This window comes from Dyella sp. OK004 (assembly GCF_900114495.1).
In the GTDB taxonomy this organism is placed as follows: Bacteria; Pseudomonadota; Gammaproteobacteria; order Xanthomonadales; family Rhodanobacteraceae; genus Dyella_D.
Window position 1 is genome coordinate 766,280 of sequence record NZ_FOZI01000002.1, and the last position, 21,310, is coordinate 787,589.

20 protein-coding genes are annotated in these 21,310 nt (G+C 62.1%); 8 read left to right on the forward strand and 12 right to left on the reverse strand.

What is annotated here, in order from left to right:
- The first annotated feature begins 2 nt into the window (after window positions 1–2).
- Complete coding sequence (locus BM338_RS10140) at window positions 3–410, forward strand: DUF3301 domain-containing protein (RefSeq protein WP_090450756.1); 408 nt, start codon at window positions 3–5, stop codon at window positions 408–410.
- A 22-nt stretch (window positions 411–432) separates the two neighbouring features.
- Here the strand turns inward: BM338_RS10140 and BM338_RS10145 are convergent, their stop codons facing one another.
- The 5 genes from BM338_RS10145 to petA all read right to left on the reverse strand — a co-directional run bounded on the left by BM338_RS10145 (window position 433) and on the right by petA (window position 4,257).
- Complete coding sequence (locus BM338_RS10145) at window positions 433–858, reverse strand: ClpXP protease specificity-enhancing factor (protein ID WP_090450757.1); 426 nt, start codon at window positions 856–858, stop codon at window positions 433–435.
- A gap of 43 nt (window positions 859–901) precedes the next feature.
- Window positions 902–1,525 carry a glutathione S-transferase N-terminal domain-containing protein gene (locus BM338_RS10150; RefSeq protein ID WP_090450758.1) on the reverse strand — a complete coding sequence of 208 codons (624 nt, stop codon included), beginning with the start codon at window positions 1,523–1,525 and terminating at the stop codon, window positions 902–904.
- A 71-nt stretch (window positions 1,526–1,596) separates the two neighbouring features.
- The gene (locus BM338_RS10155; protein ID WP_090450759.1) at window positions 1,597–2,331 is read right to left on the reverse strand and encodes a cytochrome c1; all 735 of its coding nucleotides are present in this window, start codon (window positions 2,329–2,331) and stop codon (window positions 1,597–1,599) included.
- A 13-nt stretch (window positions 2,332–2,344) separates the two neighbouring features.
- Window positions 2,345–3,652 carry a cytochrome b gene (locus BM338_RS10160; RefSeq protein ID WP_090450760.1) on the reverse strand — a complete coding sequence of 436 codons (1,308 nt, stop codon included), beginning with the start codon at window positions 3,650–3,652 and terminating at the stop codon, window positions 2,345–2,347.
- The gene (gene petA / locus BM338_RS10165) at window positions 3,652–4,257 is read right to left on the reverse strand and encodes a ubiquinol-cytochrome c reductase iron-sulfur subunit (protein ID WP_090450761.1); all 606 of its coding nucleotides are present in this window, start codon (window positions 4,255–4,257) and stop codon (window positions 3,652–3,654) included. The genes BM338_RS10160 and petA overlap by 1 nt, the downstream gene beginning before the upstream one ends.
- A 157-nt stretch (window positions 4,258–4,414) precedes the next feature.
- Here petA and BM338_RS10170 point away from each other — a divergent pair, with 157 nt between their 5' ends.
- Window positions 4,415–5,593 (forward strand): S1C family serine protease, encoded by a 1,179-nt coding sequence (locus BM338_RS10170; protein WP_090450762.1) that lies wholly within the window; start codon window positions 4,415–4,417, stop codon window positions 5,591–5,593.
- Window positions 5,594–5,597: 4 nt separating this feature from the next.
- Here BM338_RS10170 and BM338_RS10175 read toward each other — a convergent pair whose 3' ends face one another.
- Window positions 5,598–6,707 carry a lytic transglycosylase domain-containing protein gene (locus tag BM338_RS10175; protein WP_090451241.1) on the reverse strand — a complete coding sequence of 370 codons (1,110 nt, stop codon included), beginning with the start codon at window positions 6,705–6,707 and terminating at the stop codon, window positions 5,598–5,600.
- Window positions 6,708–6,928: 221 nt separating this feature from the next.
- Here BM338_RS10175 and miaB point away from each other — a divergent pair, with 221 nt between their 5' ends.
- Entirely contained in the window at window positions 6,929–8,275 is a 1,347-nt protein-coding gene (gene miaB / locus BM338_RS10180; RefSeq protein WP_090450763.1) for a tRNA (N6-isopentenyl adenosine(37)-C2)-methylthiotransferase MiaB, read from the forward strand.
- A gap of 4 nt (window positions 8,276–8,279) precedes the next feature.
- On the opposite strand, the gene BM338_RS10185 is transcribed toward miaB, so the two are convergent.
- Genes BM338_RS10185 through BM338_RS10200 form a run of 4 tightly spaced genes read right to left on the reverse strand, consistent with a single transcriptional unit; the run spans window position 8,280 to window position 11,990 of the window.
- Window positions 8,280–9,389, reverse strand: coding sequence for an ABC transporter permease (locus BM338_RS10185; protein ID WP_090450764.1), 1,110 nt, complete (start codon window positions 9,387–9,389; stop codon window positions 8,280–8,282).
- Window positions 9,386–10,321 carry an ABC transporter ATP-binding protein gene (locus BM338_RS10190; RefSeq protein WP_090451242.1) on the reverse strand — a complete coding sequence of 312 codons (936 nt, stop codon included), beginning with the start codon at window positions 10,319–10,321 and terminating at the stop codon, window positions 9,386–9,388. The genes BM338_RS10185 and BM338_RS10190 overlap by 4 nt, the downstream gene beginning before the upstream one ends.
- Window positions 10,322–10,344: 23 nt before the next feature.
- Window positions 10,345–11,316: an HlyD family secretion protein gene (locus BM338_RS10195; RefSeq protein ID WP_090450765.1), complete on the reverse strand. Its 972-nt coding sequence runs from the start codon at window positions 11,314–11,316 to the stop codon at window positions 10,345–10,347.
- Window positions 11,313–11,990 carry a TetR/AcrR family transcriptional regulator gene (locus tag BM338_RS10200; protein ID WP_090450766.1) on the reverse strand — a complete coding sequence of 226 codons (678 nt, stop codon included), beginning with the start codon at window positions 11,988–11,990 and terminating at the stop codon, window positions 11,313–11,315. The genes BM338_RS10195 and BM338_RS10200 overlap by 4 nt, the downstream gene beginning before the upstream one ends.
- 113 nt (window positions 11,991–12,103) lie before the next feature.
- On the opposite strand from BM338_RS10200, the gene BM338_RS10205 reads away from it, so the two are divergent.
- The 4 genes from BM338_RS10205 to BM338_RS10220 all read left to right on the forward strand — a co-directional run bounded on the left by BM338_RS10205 (window position 12,104) and on the right by BM338_RS10220 (window position 15,808).
- A complete protein-coding gene (locus BM338_RS10205; protein ID WP_090450767.1) occupies window positions 12,104–13,084 on the forward strand; it encodes a PhoH family protein in 981 nt (326 codons plus the stop codon).
- Window positions 13,081–13,575 (forward strand): rRNA maturation RNase YbeY, encoded by a 495-nt coding sequence (ybeY, locus tag BM338_RS10210; RefSeq protein WP_255367254.1) that lies wholly within the window; start codon window positions 13,081–13,083, stop codon window positions 13,573–13,575. The genes BM338_RS10205 and ybeY overlap by 4 nt, the downstream gene beginning before the upstream one ends.
- Window positions 13,576–13,656: 81 nt before the next feature.
- Complete coding sequence (locus tag BM338_RS10215) at window positions 13,657–14,505, forward strand: HlyC/CorC family transporter (protein WP_090450768.1); 849 nt, start codon at window positions 13,657–13,659, stop codon at window positions 14,503–14,505.
- Between the two features lie 82 nt (window positions 14,506–14,587).
- Window positions 14,588–15,808, forward strand: coding sequence for a lipoprotein N-acyltransferase Lnb domain-containing protein (locus BM338_RS10220; protein WP_090450769.1), 1,221 nt, complete (start codon window positions 14,588–14,590; stop codon window positions 15,806–15,808).
- 69 nt (window positions 15,809–15,877) lie between these two features.
- Here the strand turns inward: BM338_RS10220 and BM338_RS10225 are convergent, their stop codons facing one another.
- Window positions 15,878–17,890: an acyltransferase family protein gene (locus tag BM338_RS10225; RefSeq protein WP_090450770.1), complete on the reverse strand. Its 2,013-nt coding sequence runs from the start codon at window positions 17,888–17,890 to the stop codon at window positions 15,878–15,880.
- A 221-nt stretch (window positions 17,891–18,111) separates the two neighbouring features.
- On the opposite strand from BM338_RS10225, the gene BM338_RS10230 reads away from it, so the two are divergent.
- Window positions 18,112–19,083 carry a magnesium and cobalt transport protein CorA gene (locus BM338_RS10230; RefSeq protein ID WP_177229294.1) on the forward strand — a complete coding sequence of 324 codons (972 nt, stop codon included), beginning with the start codon at window positions 18,112–18,114 and terminating at the stop codon, window positions 19,081–19,083.
- Between the two features lie 63 nt (window positions 19,084–19,146).
- On the opposite strand, the gene BM338_RS10235 is transcribed toward BM338_RS10230, so the two are convergent.
- Window positions 19,147–21,252, reverse strand: coding sequence for a S9 family peptidase (locus tag BM338_RS10235; protein WP_090450772.1), 2,106 nt, complete (start codon window positions 21,250–21,252; stop codon window positions 19,147–19,149).
- Window positions 21,253–21,310: the final 58 nt, after the last annotated feature.

The window sequence follows — 21,310 nt, forward strand, 5'->3', positions numbered from 1 at the left end:
GCATGGGCAAGTTCTCCGACATGATCTGGCTGTTGCTGCTGCTTGGCGTGATTGGCCTGTGGCTGAAGCTCAGCCGCGCCCGCGAACTGGCCATGGCCGAGGCGCGCCGTCAATGCGAACGGCATGGCCTGCAGCTGCTCGACGAAACGGTCGGTTTGCGCAGCTTGCGTTTGCGTCGCCTCGACGGACGACACGTGTTCGAACGCAGCTACACCTTCGAAGTGAGCATCGACGGCAATGATCGCGAACCAGGGCGTATGTGGCTAGTCGAGCGGCGGCTGACCGGACTTAGCCTGCCCACCATCGAAACACGCATTCCCGAGCCGGGCAGCGCGCCTCATGGCACCAGCAATGTGGTTCCCTTACGCGGATTGAGTCACGACCGAAACAGCGATCGCCGCCTTCACTGAGGCGGCGACGGGGTATCCGCGATTACTTCACCACGCGCAGGAACGGCGCGCCACGGCGCGGCTTCTCTCCGGCATCGTCGCCATCGGATGGCGGCGTATCGTTCGGCGGCTCCGGTGTGGGCGGCGGCGTGTCACCGCCTTCGTCGGCCGGAAACATCATGCCCTGCCCATTTTCCTGCGCATACAAAGCCAGCACGGCCTGCACTGGAATCAGGATCGAATGGCTGACGCCGGAAAAGCGCGCCTGAAAACTGATCCACTCGTTGCCGAGATCCAGATTGGCCACCGCGCGCATGGCCAGGTTGAGCACCACCTGGCCATTCTTCACCACTTGCGGCGGCACCCGCACGCCTTCGCGCGCGGCATCCACCAGCACGTAGGGTGTGAGGTTGTTGTCGGTGATCCAGTCGTAGATCGCCCGCAGCAAGTACGGGCGATTGGAACTCATCGGAACGTGTTGATCGTTATTACTCATACTTCCTAAGGCGACCTCAAGATCGCATGGCCTTTTCTTCGGCCGTCATACTGCGCGCAAAACCCTGGCTGTGGAACAAGCGCTCGCCATAGTCGAGGATCGGCTTGCCCTCACGCCCCAACTCCACCCCCAGCCAGGGTAGACGCCACACCACCGGCGACACCAGGCAATCGGCCAGGCTCATCTCAGGATTCAAGAAGAACTTGGATGCCTTGAACAACGGCAGCGAAGCCAGCAAGTGCTCGCGCAAACGCTTGCGTGCCGCATCCGCCGGGCGGCCACCGGCACGGATGGTATCAACCTCGGGCAACCAATCCAGCTCGATCCGCAGAGTCGCCAAACGCAGGCGCGCGCGCGACAGCGGATCGATCGGCATCAACGGCGGGTGGGGATAACGCTCGTCGAGATACTCGCAGACCACCGAGGTGCCGTAGAGCGTGAGGTCACGGTCGACTAGAGTAGGCGTGGTGCCGTAAGGATTCAGATCGATCAGGTCTTCCGGTGGCTTGCTCGGATCGACCAGCACCCGCTCATAGCTGACCCCTTTGGCCGCCAGCACCAGTCGCGTGCGGTGACACTGGATGTCATCGGCAGTGGAGTACAGAGTGAGTACGGACCGCGAACGTGCGCTTTGAACCATGCGCTGCCTCCCCATCGACTATGCGCAGACGGCGGCATGAAGCCGCCGCCTGCTGGCCACGGAGCGACGTCTTAGTGGACGTCCTTCCAATATTCCTTCTTGAGCGCGTACGCCAGCAGCGAAAAGCCGGCCAGGAACAACAGCACCCAGATGCCGTAGCGCTGACGCTGCAGGGCCGCCGGCTCCGCAACATACTCCAGGAAGCTGGTGAGGTCGCGGGTCGCCTGCTGGAACTGCGCCGGCGTGAGCTTGCCTGGACGGGCCAACTCAAGCTTCTCAACCACTTCGTCGCCATCGACCTTCTTCATATCAGCGACCTGAAGCCCCTGCAGTTCCCATAGGGGGTTCGGCATGGAGGCGTTCGGGAACACCGTGTTGTTCCAGCCCACTGGGCGGGTCGGGTCGAGGTAGAACGAGTTGAGGTAGCCGTAGACCCAGTCCGCACCCTTGGCGCGCACTTCCAGCGACAGGTCTGGCGGCGCCTTGCCGAAGAAAGTCGCGGCGGACTCTTCCGGCATATGCGAGATCACCGGCTCACCGAACTTGGCACCCGTGAAGTTCAGGTTGTCCATCACGTCCTTCTCGCTCAGGCCGAGGTCCTCGGCGATGCGCGAGTAGCGGGCGTACTTCAGCGAGTGGCAGCCGACGCAATAGTTGAAGAACAACTTGGCGCCACGCTGCAGGGAAGCCTTGTCGCTCACGTTGGTGCCGGCGGAAGGCAGACCGCCCTCTTCCGAAGCCATGACCGTGGTGCTGCCGACCAGCAGGCCGACCGCAAGGGCAATCGAGGAGATAGTGCGCTTCATCAGGGACTGCCGCTTAGTCATGGTCATACACCACCCGCTCCGGGACCGGCTTGGTCTTCTCGAGACCGCGATGCGTGTAGATCCATAGGAATACGAAGTAACCGAAGTAGACCGCCGTCATCACGCGACCGAACAGGTTCTCCCAGAAGGTCACGTCGGTATGGCTACCGAACCAGGCCGGGATGAGTTCCGCCACCACACCGGCGCCCACAGCACCCAGCGCGATGAAGGAGATCACGAACAGACCCAGGCCTACCTTGTAGCCCACACCGCGGTAGCGGATGGAACGCACCTTGCCGGCATCGATCCACGGCAGCAGGAACAGCAGCACGATCGCACCGAACATGCCCAGCACACCCCAGATCGCCGTGCTGAACAACGACGGGATCATGCGCAGAATCGCGTAGAACGGAGTGAAGTACCACACCGGCTTGATGTGCGTCGGCGTCACCAGGTTATTTGCCGGCACGAAGTTGTCGTGCTCGAGGAACCAGCCACCGAAAGTCGGTGCGAAGAAGATGATGAAGGCGGCAATCAGCAGGAAGCAGCTGACGCCGAACAGATCCTTCACCGTGTAGTACGGATGGAAGGGAATGCCGTCGGCGGGCTTGGTGGCATCCCAGCGGTTGCCCTTGGGACCCTTCTTGATCTCGACGCCGTCCGGGTTGTTCGAGCCCACTTCATGCAGCGCGGCCAGATGCAACACCACCAACAGCAACAGCACCAGCGGCAGCGCGATCACGTGCAGTGCGAAGAAGCGGTTGAGCGTGGCGTCGGCCGGCAAGTAATCACCCATGATCCATTCGACCAGGGTGTTGCCGATCACCGGCACCGTACCGAACAGCGAGATGATCACTTTGGCGCCCCAGAACGACATGTTGCCCCAAGGCAGCACGTAACCCATGAAGGCCTCGGCCATCAGCACCAGGAAGATCAGCATGCCCAGCAGCCACACCAGTTCGCGCGGCTTGTGGTACGAGCCGTACATCAGGCCGCGGAACATGTGCAGGAACACCACCACGAAGAACAGCGAAGCGCCGGTGGAGTGCATGTAGCGGATCAGCCAGCCCCACTCCACGTCGCGCATGATGTACTCGACCGAGGCGAAGGCTTCCGCCGCGCTGGTCTTGTAGTTCATGGTGAGGAAGATACCGGTGACGATCTGGTTGACTAGCACCAGGACCGCCAGCGAACCGAAGTAGTACCAAAGATTGAAATTCTTCGGCGCGTAGTACTCGGTCATGTGCTTGCGATAGGTCGGCGCCAGATTAGGCGCGCGCTCATTGACCCAGTCGCCGATACGCGTGAATACGCTGGCCATCAGCCGGCCTCCTTCGGATCCACGCCAATCTGGATATGCGTGTCGTCCACGAAATGGTACGGCGGGATCAACATGTTCTTCGGAGCCGGCACGCCCTGGTAGACGCGGCCCGACATGTCATAGCGCGACTTGTGGCAGGGGCAGTAGAAGCCACCCTTCCATTCCGGATCGAACGGTTCGGGCTTCATCACCGGCACGAAATCCGGCACGCAGCCCAGATGGGTGCACAGCGCGACCATCACCAGCCACTCGGGCTTGATCGAGCGGGTCTCGTTCTGCGCATAGGCCGGCTGCTGCTCCGCAGAACTCCCGTTCGACTTGGCGTCGACCAGGCGGGCGTCTTGACTTGGCAGGACGTCCAGCTGTTCCTTGGTGCGATTGACCACAAACACCGGAAGGCCACGCCACGGGTAGGTGACCTTCTGGCCTGCTTCGACTTTGCTGATGTCGATCGTGACCGGAGCACCAGCCGACTTAGCTCGAGCGCTGGGTTCCCACGACTTAATGAAGGGCACGACTGCCGCGACGACTCCCACACCACCGACCACGGCCGTGGTCGCTGTGAGGAAGCGGCGGCGGCCGTGATCGACGACTTCGTTCGCCATCAGGCTCTCCGGTACTTTGCCATTGAGGTGCGACTTTAGGGGCCGCAAAAATCGCGTTAGTGTAGCGTCAGCCCCTGCCACGTACAATAAAACTGGACAGGCGCCTGCGTCGATCCATTCCCGCCACCCAAGCGCTTCGCCACCAGCCCCCCACGACATGAAACATGCCGCCGGCACGCTCGCATTTATTGCCCGCTTCGTCATCCTCGGGCTGGCGGTGGCCTTCGTGGTCAGCCTGCTCTGGCCCGGCGTGGGCGATCACCTGCGCGCTAGCATCGGACTGCATCAGGCGCAACCCACGCAGCGAACCTCGGCAGGCCCGGTCCGCTCAAGCGGTCCCGCCTCCTACGCCGACGCGGTAGCCAAGGCTGCACCCTCAGTGGTCAACATCTACGCCAACAAGATGGTCACCGAGCAAGGCGTGCAGATGTATTCCGACCCGGTACTACAGCGCCTGTTCGGCGGCCGCCCGACGGTTTATCAGCGGCGTGAGCAGAGCCTCGGCTCGGGCGTGATCGTAAGCGCACTGGGCTATGTCCTCACCAATAATCATGTGATCGCCAAGGCCGACGACATCCAGGTATTGCTGTACGACGGCCGCGTGGCGAAGGCGCAACTGGTCGGCGCCGATATCGAGACCGACCTCGCCGTACTGAAGATCGACGTCTCCAACCCGCCTGTGATCCCCCTTGCCGACGAGCACCCCGCCCGCACCGGCGACGTGGTACTCGCCATCGGCAACCCGCTCGGCCTCAACCAAACCGTGACCATGGGCATCATCAGTGCGATCGGACGACAGCTGAGCAGCACCAATCCGGAAGAATTCATCCAAACCGATGCGGCGATCAACCTCGGCAACTCCGGCGGCGCCCTGGTCAACACCGACGGCGAACTGGTGGGCATCAACACCTTACTGATCGGCAAGGCCGCCAATGCCGAAGGCATCAGCTTCGCCATTCCGGTGAGTAGCGCCAAGAAAGTGCTGGACCAGATCATCGACAGCGGCCATGTCGTGCGTGGCTGGCTCGGCGCCGACTATGCCTTCGTACCGGTATCCGCCGACAGCGGCCTGCCGGCTGCCGCACGCGGCGCACAAGTTACCGATGTCTACCCGGGTGGCCCTGCCGCGCAGGCCGGCATCCAGCCACATGACATCCTGCTGCGCATCGGCGACAACGACATCGTCGATGCAGCCGACCTGCGCAAGCGCGAGGCGGCTATCAAGCCGGGCAGCAAGGTGGAAGTCTCAGGCCTGCGCAACGGCAGTCCGTTCCATGCCGAAGTGACACTGGCTCAGCGGCCGCCGATGACACCTACCGCGTCCACGGACAGCTAAAACCTCAACCCCGTCCCGGTCCTTGCGACGACGCTACTGGTGGCCGGATCGCCAGCCCATAGCGCTTGCGCAAAGTCCCCACGCGCTCGACATAGACACGCGTTTCCGCATACGGCGGCACACCGCTATAACGCTGCACCGCGCCAGCACCGGCGTTGTAAGCCGCAGCCGCAAGTCGTTCATCACCGTTGAAGCTGCGCAGCAGCAAGGCCAGATAACGCGCGCCACCGCGGATGTTCTGGCTCGCATCGAAAGCATCGCGCACGCCCATGTCGCCAGCCGTCGCCGGCATCAGCTGCATCAGCCCCTGCGCACCCTTCATCGACAGGGCGCGTGGGTTATATGCACTTTCTGCGTGGATGATCGCGCGCAGGAAGGCCTCATCCAGACCGAACTCCATGCTCGCCGCGCGAATGGTGTCGGCATAGGCGGTGAGGTTGAGCTGCACGCTATCCCAGTGGATTGGCGAGTGCAGGTTGCAGGCCACACACGTCGATATATAAGTGAATAGCATGGTGACGGCGTGACCGCCCTGCCCAGCCGGGCGCAGGTTGGTGTACTCGACGCTGCCATCCGCACGCGTGACGCGATAGACCGCGCCACGCAGAACCTTGTCGCCCGGAGCCGCCGAGACGTCCGCCTGAGCCACGGCTTCAGGCACCTGCTTTGATTCGCTATACGTCCACTGTCCAGGCTTGCCTGCCGGTGCGGTCGCATCAACTCTCTTGGCAGAAGTCACTACCGAGCCCTGCACATCGCTCAATGAAGCGACGGCCGGCGAATCCGAAGAAACCGGCCGGCCCGTGGTCTGCACCGCTCCATGCACACCAGCGAGCGACACCACTGGCGCCACCGGCTTCGGCTTGCGACGCGGCGCCGGGTCCGCCACCGTCGCGATCTTCTGGCAGCCCTGATAACCCTGCGTGCTGTTGCTGTACACCGTCTCGCCTGCCGAACCCGTGCAGCGAAACAGGCCGCCCGCATGTGCTGGCGCAACTGGGAAGCCAAGCAAAAGGCCGCACGCTGCCGTCAGCCAGGCCAAGGCCAGGCCGGGCCGGAAAATCCGTGAGGGCGAGCCGCCGATGCTCTCCCCCTGTGGCTCGGCGTCAGACATGGCGCGCAGTGTGCCGCCACCCGCCGGGCAAGCCAAGCACAGAGCCGCCGTTTCGTGCGCCGGAACAAACTTGCCCTCGCACTGGCTCCCCGCGATGCCGCAATACAAGCGCAAGTCTCTGATCCCACTCGCCTCCGTTGCTGGCAGCCCGCCCCGGAGGCGCGTAAACTACGCGGTTCGGCGCCTATCGCCCCTTCTGCCTTGATTCCCGGTACCACGCCATGAGCGGCAAGCTTTTCATCAAAACCCACGGTTGCCAGATGAACGAGTACGACTCGGCCAAGATGGCCGACGTGCTCAAGGCGTCGCATGGCCTGGAACTGACCCAGGACGAGTCGGAAGCGGATGTGATCCTGATCAACACCTGCTCCATCCGCGAAAAGGCCCAGGAAAAGGTCTTCAGCCAGCTCGGCCGCTGGAAGGAACACAAGCAGGGCGGCAAGCCGGTGCTGATCGGCGTGGGTGGCTGCGTGGCCTCGCAGGAAGGCGACGCCATCCTCAAGCGCGCGCCCTATGTGGATCTGGTGTTCGGCCCCCAGACCCTGCACCGCCTACCCGAACTGATCGAGGCCAAGCGCGCCACTGGCAAATCCCAGGTGGACATCAGCTTCCCCGAGATCGAGAAGTTCGACCGGCTGCCCGAGCCGCGCGCCGAAGGCCCGACCGCCTTCGTCTCGATCATGGAAGGCTGTTCCAAGTACTGTTCCTACTGCGTGGTGCCCTACACCCGCGGCGAGGAAATCAGCCGCCCGTTCGACAACGTGATCGTTGAAGTCGCTCAGCTCGCTGCACAGGGCGTGCGCGAAGTGAACCTGCTGGGCCAGAACGTCAACGCCTATCGCGGTGCTACCCACGACGGTGGCATCGCCGACCTCGCCGTGCTGATCCATGCCATTGCGCAGATCGACGGCATCGGCCGCATTCGCTTCACCACCTCGCATCCGCTGGAGTTCTCCGACTCGCTGATCGAGGCTTACGCCAACGTGCCACAGCTGGCCAACTACCTGCACCTACCGGTGCAGGCCGGCTCGGATCGCATCCTCACTGCGATGAAGCGCGGCTACACGGCGCTGGAGTTCAAGCAGAAGATCCGCAAGCTACGCGCGGTGCGCCCGGACATCTGTGTCTCCTCCGACTTCATCGTCGGTTTCCCCGGCGAAACCGACGAGGATTTCGAGAAGACCATGAAGCTGATCGATGACGTCGGCTTCGACCAGAGCTTCTCCTTTATCTTCTCCTCGCGTCCCGGCACACCGGCCGCCAATCTCGCCGACGACACGCCGATGGCAATGAAGCACCAGCGCCTCGAACGCCTGCAGGCCACCATCAACGCCAACGCCCGGAAGATCAACCAAGCGATGGTCGGCACTGTGCAGCGCGTACTGGTCGAGAAGCCCAGCAGGAAAGACCCCAACGAGCTCACCGGCCGTACCGAAAACATGCGCTACGTGAACTTCGCAGCACCCGCGCGCCTGATCGGCCAGTTCGTCAACGTCGTGATCACTGAGGCGATGAGCAACTCACTGCGCGGCCGCGTGACAACGGCAGACGATCAGCAGGCAGCGTAAATCGTTAATCCAGCCGCTTGCGAAAACGCAGGATCGCCGCGGTCATCATCACTGCGGTAAAGGCCACCAGCGCCAGCACATCCGCCCACAGCTCCCACAGGCTGGCCCCGCGCAGCATCACGCCACGGATCAAGCGCAGAAAGTGCGTCAGCGGCAACACTTCGGCCAGCCATTGCGCCACCTTCGGCATACCGGCGAACGGAAACATGAAGCCCGACAGCAGGATTGACGGCAGAAACACGAAGAACGTCATCTGCATCGCCTGAAACTGCGACTGCGCCCGCGTCGAGATCAGCAGACCCATGGTGAGATTTGCCAGGATCAGCAGCCCCGCTGCCAGATAGACGTCAAGCAGGCTGCCGCTGATCGGCACAGTGAAAAGCCAGCGCCCCAACGCCAGGATCACCGTGACCTGCACCAGGCCGATAGCGATATACGGCAACACCTTGCCGATCATCAGCTCCGCACTGCTCAAAGGCGTGGCGATCAACAACTCCATATTGCCGCGCTCTCGTTCGCGCACGATGGCGATGCCCGTAAACAACACCATCGTCATAGTCAGGATCACGCCAATCAGCCCCGGCACGATATTGACCGCCGAGCGCCGCTGCGGATTGTAAAAACTGACAATACTGATCGGCCCGCCCTGCGGCGTACTGATCAGTGGCGCGCGCGTGTCCGGTGTAGCGCTGTCGATCGGAACCTGGGCCAATTGCGCAGCCGCGCTTTGCACCACATTGTCGCTGCCGTCGACCATGACCTGCGCCACCGGCCGCCCGTCGATACGTCGCCGCTCGAAATCCGGTGGCACGGTCACGGCGATGCTGATCTGCCCACGACGCAGCATCGCCACCAACTGCTCCGGCGTATCCGCACTCGCGACGGGTGCGATCACACCCGTCGCCAACATATCCATCACCAGCGCGCGTGAACCGGCGGTGTTGGCCTGATCCGCAATGCCGGCCTCCAGCCCGCGCAGATTCGTGTTAATGGCGTAGCCGAACAGCACCAGCTGGATCACCGGAATGCCGATAATCATTGCCAGGGTGACGCGGTCGCGACTCATCTGCCGCAACTCTTTCACCACGATGGCCCATAGCCGGCGCCAACTCATGCTGCGCGCTCCTGCGGTTCGCGCTTCTCGCGCGTCACCGCGACGAAGACGTCTTCCAGATTCGGCGGTGCTGATTGCATGACGGCTTGCGGATCGACGTTGGCGAGCGCGGTGCGGAGCGGCGTCAGCGCGTCTCCGCTATTCCCATCGCGGATCAACACGCGCAGGGCATGCCCCACTTGTGCAACACCTAGCACTTCCGGCAAATCGACCAACGCCCGCTGTGCGCGACGAGGGTCACTTGAATCGACCACAAAGGTGCGCCCTTCCAGTTTGCCGGTCAGCTCGGTCGGCGTGCCATCCGCCACTAACACGCCGCGATTGAGAATGGCCAGGCGATGGCAGCGCTCCGCTTCATCCATCAAATGCGTGGAAACCAACAGAGTGGTTCCAGCATCAGCCAACTCGAACAGCTTCTCCCAGAAATCGCGACGCGATTCCGGATCGACGGCGCTGGTGGGCTCGTCAAGGAATAGAAGCTCCGGTTCGTGAATCACCGCGCAGGCCAACGCCAGACGTTGCTTTTGACCACCGCTCATGGTGCCAGCCAATTGCCGCTCTCGGTCGCCGAAGTGATATTGCTCGATCAACTCTTTCACACGGGCCGGCGTCCGCGCCTTCGGCACACCCTGCACCGCCGCCATGAACTCCAGGTTCTCGCGAACGCTGAGGTCTTCGAACAGCGAGAACCTCTGCGTCATGTAACCGATGCGGCTGCGCAAAGCTTCCGCCTGTTGCGGAATGTGCAAACCGAGCACGTCGATCTCACCCTCGCTCGGCGTTAGCAAACCGCACAGCATGCGAATAGTGGTGGACTTGCCGGACCCGTTCGGCCCGAGAAAGCCATAGACCTGACGGCTCGACACCTCCAGATTCACGTGATCGACCGCCACCAGCTCGCCAAAGCGCTTGGTCAGGCCGCGCGCCCGGATCGCAACGCCCTGGCCGTTCACACTCACTGGCCAGCCCCTGGATAGTCGGCCCGCACCGGCAGGCCCACCGGCAGATCAGCCGCGTCTGGTCCCAGTGTTACTTCCGCCACATAACTAAGGCGCGCCGCGTCCTCGCCAATCAGCGCGTAGTACGGCGTGAACTCGGGCTCGCTACGAACCAGGCGCACCTTGCCTACATAGATTTTGTCGCGGCCATCCACATGCATACGCAGCGTGTCTCCCACATGCACATGGGCGCGCATCGGCTCTTGCACATAGATGCGCCCATACGGCGCATCGCCTGCGAGCAGTATGGCCAACGGTGCGCCGACGGGTGCCTGATCGCCGAGTTTGTAGGGGATGCTATCGACACGACCCGCACGCGGCGCCACTACATCCAGCTTACCTAGCAGCACCTTCTGCGCCTCGGCCTGCGCTTGCGCGGAGGCAAGCGCCGCTTCGCCTTGCGCAATCTGCTCGGGGCGAGTGCCATGCAGGAGCGCATCGAGGGCGGCGCGTGCCGCGCCCACCTGTCCGTCAGCATTACCTGCGGCGGCGCGTGCGCGATCAAGATCGGCGGCCGCCACATAGTTGTCTTTGCGCAACGGCAGCAAGCGTTCGTAGTAGGCACGCGCATCACGTGCCTGCGCTTGGGCAGCGCCCAAATCCGCACGTGCCTTGGCGATATCTTCCTGGCGCGGTCCTACACGCAATTCCAACAGCGAGGCCTGCTGTTGTTGCGCCTGGGCCAGAGCGGCGGCGAGTTCTGCCTGCGTATGCGTCGGATCCAACTTCAGCAGCGGCTGCCCGGCGACGACTTGTTCGCCCTCACGCACACTGACCGCCACCACGCGCTCGGCGGCCGGCGCGGGCAGGCTGATGCGGTCGTATTCCAAGGTCCCCAGCGCCTGCGGAGGTGCTTTTGAGCAAGCGGCAAGTGTCGCGATACAAGTCAGCAACAAGATGCGAGTTACAGCACGTACGTTGCCTATCATGGGGAGCCTCCCGAGTCGCTCACGCCGACACCGTCCTTCAGCAGCGCCAGCGTGTGCGTAAGCATGGCCTGCGGCCCGAGGTCGTCAGCCTGAAACACACGCCGCCAGATCGGCGCACCCGCGGCGGGGAACAGGGTCAGCCCCACCATCGAGACCACCAGCAAGCGGGGATCGAGCGCTGGATTCAGACGACCGGCTGCCTGCGCGGCGGCGAATCGCCGCGCCAGCATCTGCGGCAAGCTGGGAATGAGTTGATTGAACAACACCTCGCGCAACTCACCGCCCTCGCACAACACTTCGCGCACCCACAGCGGCGGCAACCACGGATGCCGCGCCACCACTTCACCGATTCCCTGCACAAAACCCGCGACCAGCACCGCAGGATCGTCACCCGCCTGCGCCAGATGCTCACGCATCGGCAGCAATGCTGGCAGCAGGCGCTCTTCGATCAGCGCCTGCTTCAACTGCGCTTTGTCGCCGAAGTAGTAATGCAGCATCGCCGGCGTCACCTCCGCATCGGTCGCGATAGCGCGCAACGAAGTCGCGCCGATGCCATCGCGGGCAAAGCGCGCGATGGCGACATCCAGCAGATGCGCACGCAGATCGCGCTCATCGCCACTGGGTCGGCCCGCGCTGCGTCGACGGGGGGCTGATGGGGCTTTGGATTTGGCCATGGCCTTAAATTAATTAAATGATTAATTATATGCAAGTCCTCCATACCCCCGCAGGCACGACGGGGCGCCTCCCGGTAGCCCTCGCCCCTGCCGCGCGTTACTCTCGCGCGCCTATGACTGAGCTCAATCAGCGCGACTTCGCGCTCGACCCCGAAGACAACGCCCGCCTCGCCAACCTCTGCGGCCCGTTCGACGAACACCTGCGCCAGATCGAACTGCGCCTCGGCGTGGAAATCGACCATCGCGGCAACCTGTTCCAGGTGATCGGCGAAGACGCTGCCGCCAAGTCCGCAGAGAAAGTGCTGCGCGCGCTCTACGCCGGCACCGGGAACGAATCGCTCACCGGCGCCAAGATCAACCTGCACCTGGCCGACTCCGGCATCGACGCGATCACCGCGGATGCGGCCGAAGGCGCGCAGGAAGTGTTAATCAAGGTCAAGCGTGGCGTGATTAAAGGTCGCGGCCCCAACCAGGCGCGCTACCTGCACGCGATCACCACGCACGACATCAACTTCGGTGTCGGCCCGGCCGGTACCGGCAAGACTTACCTAGCGGTTGCCAGCGCGGTGGAGGCACTGGAAGCCAACCGCGTGCAACGTCTGCTGCTGGTGCGCCCCGCGGTTGAAGCCGGTGAAAAACTCGGCTTCCTGCCCGGCGACCTGTCACAGAAGGTCGACCCTTATCTGCGCCCGCTGTACGACGCGCTGTATGAAATGCTCGGCTTCGAAAAAGTGGCCAAGCTGATCGAGCGCAACGTGATCGAGATTGCGCCGCTCGCCTATATGCGCGGTCGCACGCTCAACGACTCCTACGTGATTCTCGACGAGGCGCAGAACACCACTGTCGAGCAGATGAAGATGTTCCTGACCCGCATCGGCTTTGGCTCGGTGGCGGTGATCACTGGCGACGTCAGCCAGATCGACTTGCCTCGCCATGTTCGCTCGGGCCTGCGCCACGCCATCGAAGTGCTGCGTGGCGTGGACGGCATCAGCTTCACCTTCTTCACCTCGCGCGACGTGGTGCGCCACCCGCTGGTAGCCAAGATCGTGCGTGCCTACGAGGCGTTCGAGGCGAAGAACGAGGAGCCAAAGTGAGCCCTGCCCGCAAGGCAGCGCCCGGCAAGCCCGCTCCGGGTTTGCAGCTCTCGGTAGGCTATGCGGTGGCGCGCACCGGCGTGCCCTCCTCCGCCAGCTTCCGCCAATGGGCCGAAGCCGCTCTGCGCGGCGCGCGCCGACGCAGGGCGACGGAGCTGTCGATCCGCATCGTCGATACCGATGAAGGCCGCGCCCTCAACCGCGACTATCGCGGCAAGGACTACGCCACCAACGTGCTCTCGTTTCCGGCCGAACTGCCGCCGGGCATCAACCTGCCGCTAATCGGCGACCTCGCCATCTGCGCCCCGGTGGTGGCCCGCGAAGCCGCCGAACAGGGCAAGCGTCCGCGCGACCACTGGGCACATATGACGGTGCACGGCGTGCTCCATCTGCTCGGCTACGACCACATCGACAACGCCGAAGCCGAGGCCATGGAGGCCCTGGAAACCCGCATCCTGGCAGGGCTGGGCGTCACCGACCCCTACGCCTGAGCGGGCTTGAGCTCTGAATTGTCACGAATTTTCAGCTAGACTGGGGTTTCCGCCCGCGTTTGGGCTGCACTTACAAGAGTAATGAACGACGACCCTGGCAGTACCAACGGCCCGGCCCACCGCAAGTGGTGGGATCGACTGGGCCATTTGTTTTCCGGCGAGCCGCGCAATCGCGAAGAGCTGATTGAAGAGCTGCGCTCCGCCCAGGCCAACGGCCTGATGTCGAACGACACCCTCACCATGGTCGAGGGCGCTATCAAGGTCACCGAGCTGAGCGTGGACGATGTCATGGTCCCGCGCGCCCAGATCGTGATGCTTTCCGCCGACGCCCCACTGAGCGAGATCCTCGCCACCGTGGTCGAATCCGGCCACTCACGCTTCCCCGTGCACGGCGATGACAAGGACGAGATCCTCGGCATTCTGCTGGCCAAGGATTTGCTGAAGTTCGTCGGCGACGGCGACAGTTTTAGCATTGCCACTATCTTGCGCCCTGCCGTGCTGATTCCGGAGGCTATGCGCCTCAATGTGCTGCTGGCGGAGTTCCGCCACACGCGCAACCACATGGCATTGGTGGTGGACGAATATGGTGGCGTTGCCGGCCTCATCACCATCGAAGACGTACTGGAACAGATCGTCGGCGAGATCGACGACGAGCATGACGACGAGGAAGAGCCCCAGCTGATGCACGAGCAGGCTGGCGGCGGCTGGCTGGTGAGCGCACTTACCCCGATCGCCGACTTCAACGAAGAGGCCGGCGCCTCGTTCTCCGACGAGGAGTTCGACACCGTAGGCGGCATGACCACCTCGGAGTTCGGCCATCTGCCTGAAGTGGGCGAGGAAATCGCCATCGGCGGCTACCTGTTCCACGTCACCGAGGCGGATGATCGTCGCGTGCAGCAGTTCCGCGTCACCCGGCCTGCGGAAGATTGAACCTCACCTCCGTCGCCTGCGCTGTCGCGACGGAGGCCACTCCTGCAAAATGGCCGGACGCCCTGAACCGGAACGCCCGCTGATGAGCCTGACTGCTCGCATCCTCCTGTTGCTCGCCTTGCTGCTGGCCGCGCTGCCGTCAGCCCAAGCCGGCGTGGCGAACGCACCAGGCGCGAATCTCGAAGTCTCGTTGATCACCTACGGCCCTGGCGAAACCTATTGGGAGCGCTTCGGCCACGACGCCATCGAACTGCGCGACTCCGTCGGCGGCGAGGCGATCAACTTCAACTACGGCGTATTCGATTTCGACGAGCGCGGATTCCTGTTCAACTTCGCGCGCGGCCGCATGCATTACCTGATGGATGCCGCACCCACCGAGATGGATCAGCGCTACTACGTTGAATCCGGCCGTTCGGTAACGCGTCAATCGCTGGCGCTCACCGCTGAACAGGCGTCCGCGCTACGCGATTTCCTGTTGTGGAATCTGCGCCCGGAGAACGTGCGCTACGACTACGACTACTACGCCGACAACTGCACCACGCGCGTGCGCGACGCATTGAATCGCGCCCTCGGCGGCATCCTGCAGAAGCAACTCGAAGCGCGCTCCGGCGGCATGACTTATCGTCAGCAGACCGCCCGACTGATGAGCGCGCAGCCGTGGCTGATGCTGATCCTCGATCTCGGCCTCGGCCCGTATGCCGACCAGCCCCTCAACGCCTGGCAGGAAAGCTTCCTACCCATGGTGCTTGAGCACGAACTCGCCCACACGCAAGTCAGCGATGGCCAGGGCGGCATGCGACCGCTGGCGCAGGACGGTCAATTGATCTCGCCCAACCGCCTCGCCGTACCACCAGACCAGGCTCCCGACCTACGCTTACCATTGGCGCTCGCCGGTCTGGTGTTCGCCGCCCTGCTCGTACTCGCCGCCCGCTTCTGGCCCATCGGCCTCGCCCTGCTCGGCTCCGCTTATCTCATCGCCGCCGGTATCGTCGGTGTGCTGCTGCTGGTGCTGTGGACCCTCACCACCCACCACTCCGCCTGGGCCAACGCCAACCTGCTGCTATTCAACCCACTGGCTTTTGCCCTGCTGCCTACCCTCTGGCGCACCCGTCGCGGCATGGCCGCTTCGCGCTGGGCCGACAAGATCATCGTGCTGCAACTGCTGGCATTGGTCGTTGCGGTGCTATTGCATCTGCTGCCAGGGGTGGTGCAACAGAATCAGCCGTGGCTGCTGTTTGCGTTGCCGTGCTGGCTGGCGTTGTCGTGGTCGCTGCGGCGGGGGCTACGCAAACTCTATACGTAGATCCGCCGGAAAGCCCAAAGCAATTTCAACAGGCGCGACCTTCGAATACCTCTTACCCAGCCAGTTCATTTATTGAATCGCCGTAGGACTGCCTTGTCCACTTGACTGCTGATCTATAGCGAGTCGCTGCTGCATTGCGCCTCCCAGCGACTCGGCGAAACTTGCCGTCATATGCTGCGAATCGCGGAAGACAATTCTTCCCTGCAACTCGGCCCTGCACACTCCCTCAGGACAGACCAAATCGTTCAAATCCATGGCAGTGGCGTTCCCATAGCGGGAAGCAACCTGTTGCAGCCAATGAAAGACCATATCTGAGTGCGCGTTGTTCAAAGGTGCGCTGCAAGTCCGCAAAGAGCTTAGCCACTTGGGTCGCCCTTGATTCTCTGCGAGGCAATCAGGCCCGTCAAAAGGCAGGCTAGGCGTGCCTCGCAGCACATAGACATGCCCCGAAGCAGGACTGATGACATTCATTACCCTGGTAGAACCATCGATCCACTGCGATTCCGTAAATCCATTTGCCTCGGCCGATCCAAGCAAGACCACGTCCGGTTTGATCGCAGCAACCCGAGAAAGCGACGCGGCGCGCCAGGCTGCGCATTCAGTGTATTCGCGCCCAATCCGACCATAAAAGAAGGGCTCGTCCACCATCGGACATGCAGACTTAGTCAGAACCAGCAGACGCCAACCGGGCCGGTCGAAAGCTGTCGCGACCGCAGGGAACCATTGCCCCGCAATGCTATCCCCCATCAATACCGCCGTATGTTTGGCGTCTTCAGCGCCAAAAGCGCAGATATTCACCCGACTGCTTTGATACCAATCGTCACACCCTTGCGAATAGATGATGGGCGCGTCCATATGCGCCCTTGTAAATCGCTGCGTCTCGGGGCTCCTCATCTGATCAAACGCCTGATTAAACCAGTGAATGGAGGCCACGTTGGCGACGACCATAATCGCTACGGCCCCTATCAATGCTGCCCGCCGATGGGTCAGCCAACCTGATTGGTGGCGAATCGGCGCCTCGATCACTACATAAGAAGCGATAGCCAACACGAGCGAGACAAGCACCTCAGCAGCTCGATAGGCGGGGCTGTTGATGCCGAATGCAAAGCGTCCAAGAAGAAGCACCGGCCAATGCCACAAATACCAGGAGTAGGAAATCTTCCCAATCATCTGCATAGGCTGCCAGGACAGTAGCCTCGAGACCCCGCTCATGGGCCGACCATATCCGGCGGCCAAAACACAACCCGCCCCTATGGTCGGCAAGAAGGCCCACCACCCTGGATAAGACACGTTGGCACTGAGCAATAGCCCCGCACCAACGATAAGCGCCAAGCCGAGCCAACCTGCCAGATGCAGCCCTTTGTATTCAACATCGTTCGTACGGGATCCGATGTTGTTGTTGCCATCTCTTTGGAACTGCAGCCACACAAGTGCCCCAAGCGAAAACTGCCACGCGCGCATCGGCATCATGTAAAAAGCCAGTTGCGGGGACGTCTGAGTAAGCACCACACATGACGCGAAACTGGCGAGCAAAATAATGAGCATCGCCCATTTCAGGCGCGTAAAAGCTTTGCCGCCATTTCTCCCGACAAAAATTGCAAGCAACAAGGCCGGCCATAACAGATAAAACTGCTCCTCAACACCCAGGGACCAAGTGTGAAGAAACAAATTGGACTCACTTCCGGGAGAAAAATAATCAAGCTTGGCCAGCGCGAAATGGACATTACTCAGCCAGATTGCCGCCATTGCAGATGCGCTTGCCTGCCCACGCTGCTCGACTGGAGCTAACAGCTGCGCCGCCAGAAGACAGGTCACCAACAACATGACCAGAAGCGCCGGCAAAAGCCTGCGCAAGCGCCTCACATAGAAGGCCAGGAAATCGAGGCGATTGCTGCCGGCCATTTCCTGCACGAGTAACCCCGTGATCAGGTACCCGGAAAGGACAAAGAACACGTCCACTCCAACGAAGCCACCTGTGAGCCAGGGCACTCCGGCGTGTGCTGCCACCACTAAAAGAATGGCTACAGCACGAAGTCCTTCGATATCGCCACGAAAACCCAATCGATATTCTTTCGTCCCCATCGACCGACCATGCCCCTGTGTTCTCGATCTGCCAAGATTGAATCTTATCCTGTCCACTATCGGCGCAACTGGCAGGGCATCACAACGCTGCCCCAGCCTAAATGCCATCCAGACGGACGCTAGGCTTCCTCTGATTGCCCTTGGCCGCCTGAAAACGGCATCATTCCGCCATGTCGCTGCCTAACCCATCCGCCTCGCCAGTCCCATCCGCCGCAACCGGCATGGTTGTCAACTGCGTTGCGTACAACAAACGCGACGGCAATCGCATCGGCGACATCACGCTGGATGCCATCAGTGATGTGCTGAAAGAACCGGACACCTTCGTGTGGGTCGGCCTGCACGAACCCGACGAATCGCTGTTGCTGAAATTGCAGGAAGAGTTCGATCTGCACGATCTTGCGATCGAGGATGCGCAGCATGCGCACCAGCGCACCAAGATCGAGACCTATGGTGACTCGCTGTTCATCGTGGTGCAGACGGCGCAACTGGTGAATGGCCATATCGCCTTCGGTGAAACGCATATCTTCCTCGGCCCGCGCTATCTGGTCACTGTGCGCCACGGCGCATCGCTGTCGTATGCGCCAGCACGGCGTGCCTGCGAGCACACGCCCGACTTGCTTGCCATAGGCCCCAGTTACGGTCTCTATGGCGTGCTCGACTTTATCGTCGACAACCTGTTGCCGATCGTGCGTGAGTTCCGCGAAGAACTGCAGGAACTCGAGAAGGACATTTTCGCCGACACCTTCAACCGCGGCACGGTGCGACGCCTGTACGACATGCAGCGCGACCTGATGACCTTGCGCCTGGCTGCCGCGCCGCTGCAGGACATCATCAGCCAGCTGGTGCGCATGCATCCGCATCTTATCCAGGACGAGCTGCGCGCCTATTTCCGCGATGTCTATGATCACGTGTTCCGCGTCAACGAATCCATCAGTGCCATGCGCGAAATGCTAGCTGCGGCGATCAGCGTCAACCTCTCCCTGGTGACCTTCAACCAGAACGAAGTAATGAAGAAGCTCGCCGGCTGGGCCGCCATGCTGGCAGCACCTACCTTGCTGACCAGCTGGTATGGCATGAACTTCACTCATATGCCGGAGCTCAGCCAGCCCTGGGCTTACCCCGTGATCATTATCGTGGTGATCAGCGTCGTCGCGGGCATCTTCCTCGGCTTGAAACGTGCCAAGTGGTTCTGAACATCTCGCGATAGACAAAAGAAAACGGCGCCTCAAGGGCGCCGTTTTCTCATGCAGGCCAGCTTACTTGCCGGCTTTCTTGTCTGCGTCCTTAGCCGTCCACTGCTTGAGCCAGGCATTCACCGTCTCGTGCCACTGCACACTGTTCTGCGGCTTCAGTACCCAGTGATTCTCGTCCGGGAAATGCAACAGCTGGCTCGGGATGCCACGACGCTGCAGCGCAGTGAACGCGCCCAGACCCTGCGTATCCGGAATACGGAAATCCTTGGCGCTATGGACGACCAGCATCGGCACGCGCCAGTCCTTCACATGGTTGACCGGATTGAACTTCTCGTAGTTCTGCGGATGGTCGTACTGCGTGCCACCGTTTTCCTTTTCTTCGAACCACAGCTCTTCGGTGTCGTAGTACATGGCGCGCGCATCAAACACACCGTCGTGATCCACCAGGCACTTCCACGGCTCGTTCCACACGCCGGCGATCCAATACACCATGTAGCCACCGTAGCTGGCGCCCAGCGCGCAGGCGCGATCGCCATCCAGGAAGCTGTACTTACCCAGCGCAGCCTTCCAGCCGGCCTTCAGGTCATCCAGCGGCTTACCGCCCCAGTCGCCCGAGATGGAATCTGTGAATGCCTGGCCATAGCCAGTAGAACCATGAAAGTTGATGGTGACGACCGCGAAACCCTGGCCGGCATAGGTCTGCGGATTCCAGCGGTAACTCCATCCATTGTTCATTGCACCCTGCGGACCACCGTGGATGATGAAGGCCACTGGGTACTTCTTGCCGGACTTGTAACCCACCGGCTTGACCACGTAGCCCTGAACCGTCTCGTTATTCCAGCCCTTGAAGGTGAAGAACTCGGCATCGCCGGTCTGCGCATTCTTCAGGCGCTGCTCGTTGTAGTGCGTGACCTGCTTGAGGCCCTTGCCGCGCAGATCGGTCACATACAGATCGGCCGGACGCTTGAGATCGTCGCGCTCCACCAGCAAGCGCGACTTGCCCAGCGCATAGCCGCCCACCGCGCCGCTGGTTACCAGCGTATCCACCTTGCCGCTCGCAACATAGATGGCAAACAAGGGATGCTGGCCGTTGTCGTCGGCAGTTGCATACAAGGTCTTGCCGTCGTCGGAAATCTTCAGGGCGCCGGCGGAGCGATCCCAGCTCGGGGCCACCTCGCGCTTCTGCCCGCTGTCGAGATCCAGCGCCATGATGCCGAAACGATCCGCCTCGGAACCCGGCTCCTTCATAGCCAGGTAGTACAGCGTTTTGCCATCAGGCGAAGGCACCGGGGACGCGTCCCAGGCAAGGTTGGCCACCGTGAGATTCCTGGGCGCGGCGGAGCCATCCGCCGGCACGCTGAACACATCAAAATTGGTCGACCACGGCTCGGTCTTGCCAGCGATACGCGCGTCGAAATAGACCGTGCGGCCATCCGGCGAGAAAGCGAACTCGTCGTCGCCACCGAACGGCTTGCTGGGCACGTCACCATCGATACCGCGACTCAACAGGCGAGGATGCTCGTCGCCACCGCTCAGGTCGGTGATGTAGAGCTGCGCGCGGCGGCCATCGGCCCAGGTATCCCAATGGCGCACAAACAGCTTGTTGTAGACGGTGCCGGTCGACTTGTCCGCTTCGCGGCCGTCGAGGCGCTCCTTGGTGCAGGCGAGGTCGGCGCAATCGGTAAACACGTCGAAGGTCAACAATGCCTGCTTGCCGTCCGGCGAAAGCCTGAAGCCGTTGACGTCGATCGGCGCATGGGTGATCTGGCTGGAGGTAGCGGCCGTCTTGCCCAACAAACCCGACGCCGGCTTGTTCGAACCCCAGTGCCACAGCTGCGACACACCGTCCTTCGCCGCCAGATAGTAGACGGAGCCATCCTCCGCCCAGCGCGGCGAAGAACCCTTCTCAACGATCTTGACCGGCTTGCTGCCCGTCTGCTGCAGATCCAGCACATAAATCGACGTAACGCCCTTATTGGCGGCGTAGTCGGTACTGCGCACGGTGTACAGCGCATAGCGCCCATCCGGCGACAGCTGCGGATCGCCAACGCGATCCATCATCACCAGATCGCGGATGGTGAATGGGTGCGGCGCGTGGTTCTCGACCTCGGCCGCGACCACGGGGGCGGTCGCCAGCGCGAGCGCCAGCGCGACAAACAGGGGCTTCATAAGCGGGATTCCCTTGGCGTTGCGAAAGGCATGACGGTAAGTGCCCATGCCGCGAGAC

Bases quoted from the DNA above. Each gene is read 5' to 3' on its own strand.
- BM338_RS10140 (WP_090450756.1), top strand. From the start codon at position 3: ATGGGCAAGTTCTCCGACATGATCTGGCTGTTGCTGCTGCTTGGCGTG.
- BM338_RS10145 (WP_090450757.1), bottom strand. From the start codon at position 858: ATGAGTTCCAATCGCCCGTACTTGCTGCGGGCGATCTACGACTGGATC.
- BM338_RS10150 (WP_090450758.1), bottom strand. From the start codon at position 1,525: ATGGTTCAAAGCGCACGTTCGCGGTCCGTACTCACTCTGTACTCCACT.
- BM338_RS10155 (WP_090450759.1), bottom strand. From the start codon at position 2,331: ATGAAGCGCACTATCTCCTCGATTGCCCTTGCGGTCGGCCTGCTGGTC.
- BM338_RS10160 (WP_090450760.1), bottom strand. From the start codon at position 3,652: ATGGCCAGCGTATTCACGCGTATCGGCGACTGGGTCAATGAGCGCGCG.
- petA (WP_090450761.1), bottom strand. From the start codon at position 4,257: ATGGCGAACGAAGTCGTCGATCACGGCCGCCGCCGCTTCCTCACAGCG.
- BM338_RS10170 (WP_090450762.1), top strand. From the start codon at position 4,415: ATGAAACATGCCGCCGGCACGCTCGCATTTATTGCCCGCTTCGTCATC.
- BM338_RS10175 (WP_090451241.1), bottom strand. From the start codon at position 6,707: ATGTCTGACGCCGAGCCACAGGGGGAGAGCATCGGCGGCTCGCCCTCA.
- miaB (WP_090450763.1), top strand. From the start codon at position 6,929: ATGAGCGGCAAGCTTTTCATCAAAACCCACGGTTGCCAGATGAACGAG.
- BM338_RS10185 (WP_090450764.1), bottom strand. From the start codon at position 9,389: ATGAGTTGGCGCCGGCTATGGGCCATCGTGGTGAAAGAGTTGCGGCAG.
- BM338_RS10195 (WP_090450765.1), bottom strand. From the start codon at position 11,316: ATGATAGGCAACGTACGTGCTGTAACTCGCATCTTGTTGCTGACTTGT.
- BM338_RS10200 (WP_090450766.1), bottom strand. From the start codon at position 11,990: ATGGCCAAATCCAAAGCCCCATCAGCCCCCCGTCGACGCAGCGCGGGC.
- BM338_RS10205 (WP_090450767.1), top strand. From the start codon at position 12,104: ATGACTGAGCTCAATCAGCGCGACTTCGCGCTCGACCCCGAAGACAAC.
- BM338_RS10215 (WP_090450768.1), top strand. From the start codon at position 13,657: ATGAACGACGACCCTGGCAGTACCAACGGCCCGGCCCACCGCAAGTGG.
- BM338_RS10220 (WP_090450769.1), top strand. From the start codon at position 14,588: ATGAGCCTGACTGCTCGCATCCTCCTGTTGCTCGCCTTGCTGCTGGCC.
- BM338_RS10225 (WP_090450770.1), bottom strand. From the start codon at position 17,890: ATGGGGACGAAAGAATATCGATTGGGTTTTCGTGGCGATATCGAAGGA.
- BM338_RS10230 (WP_177229294.1), top strand. From the start codon at position 18,112: ATGGTTGTCAACTGCGTTGCGTACAACAAACGCGACGGCAATCGCATC.
- BM338_RS10235 (WP_090450772.1), bottom strand. From the start codon at position 21,252: ATGAAGCCCCTGTTTGTCGCGCTGGCGCTCGCGCTGGCGACCGCCCCC.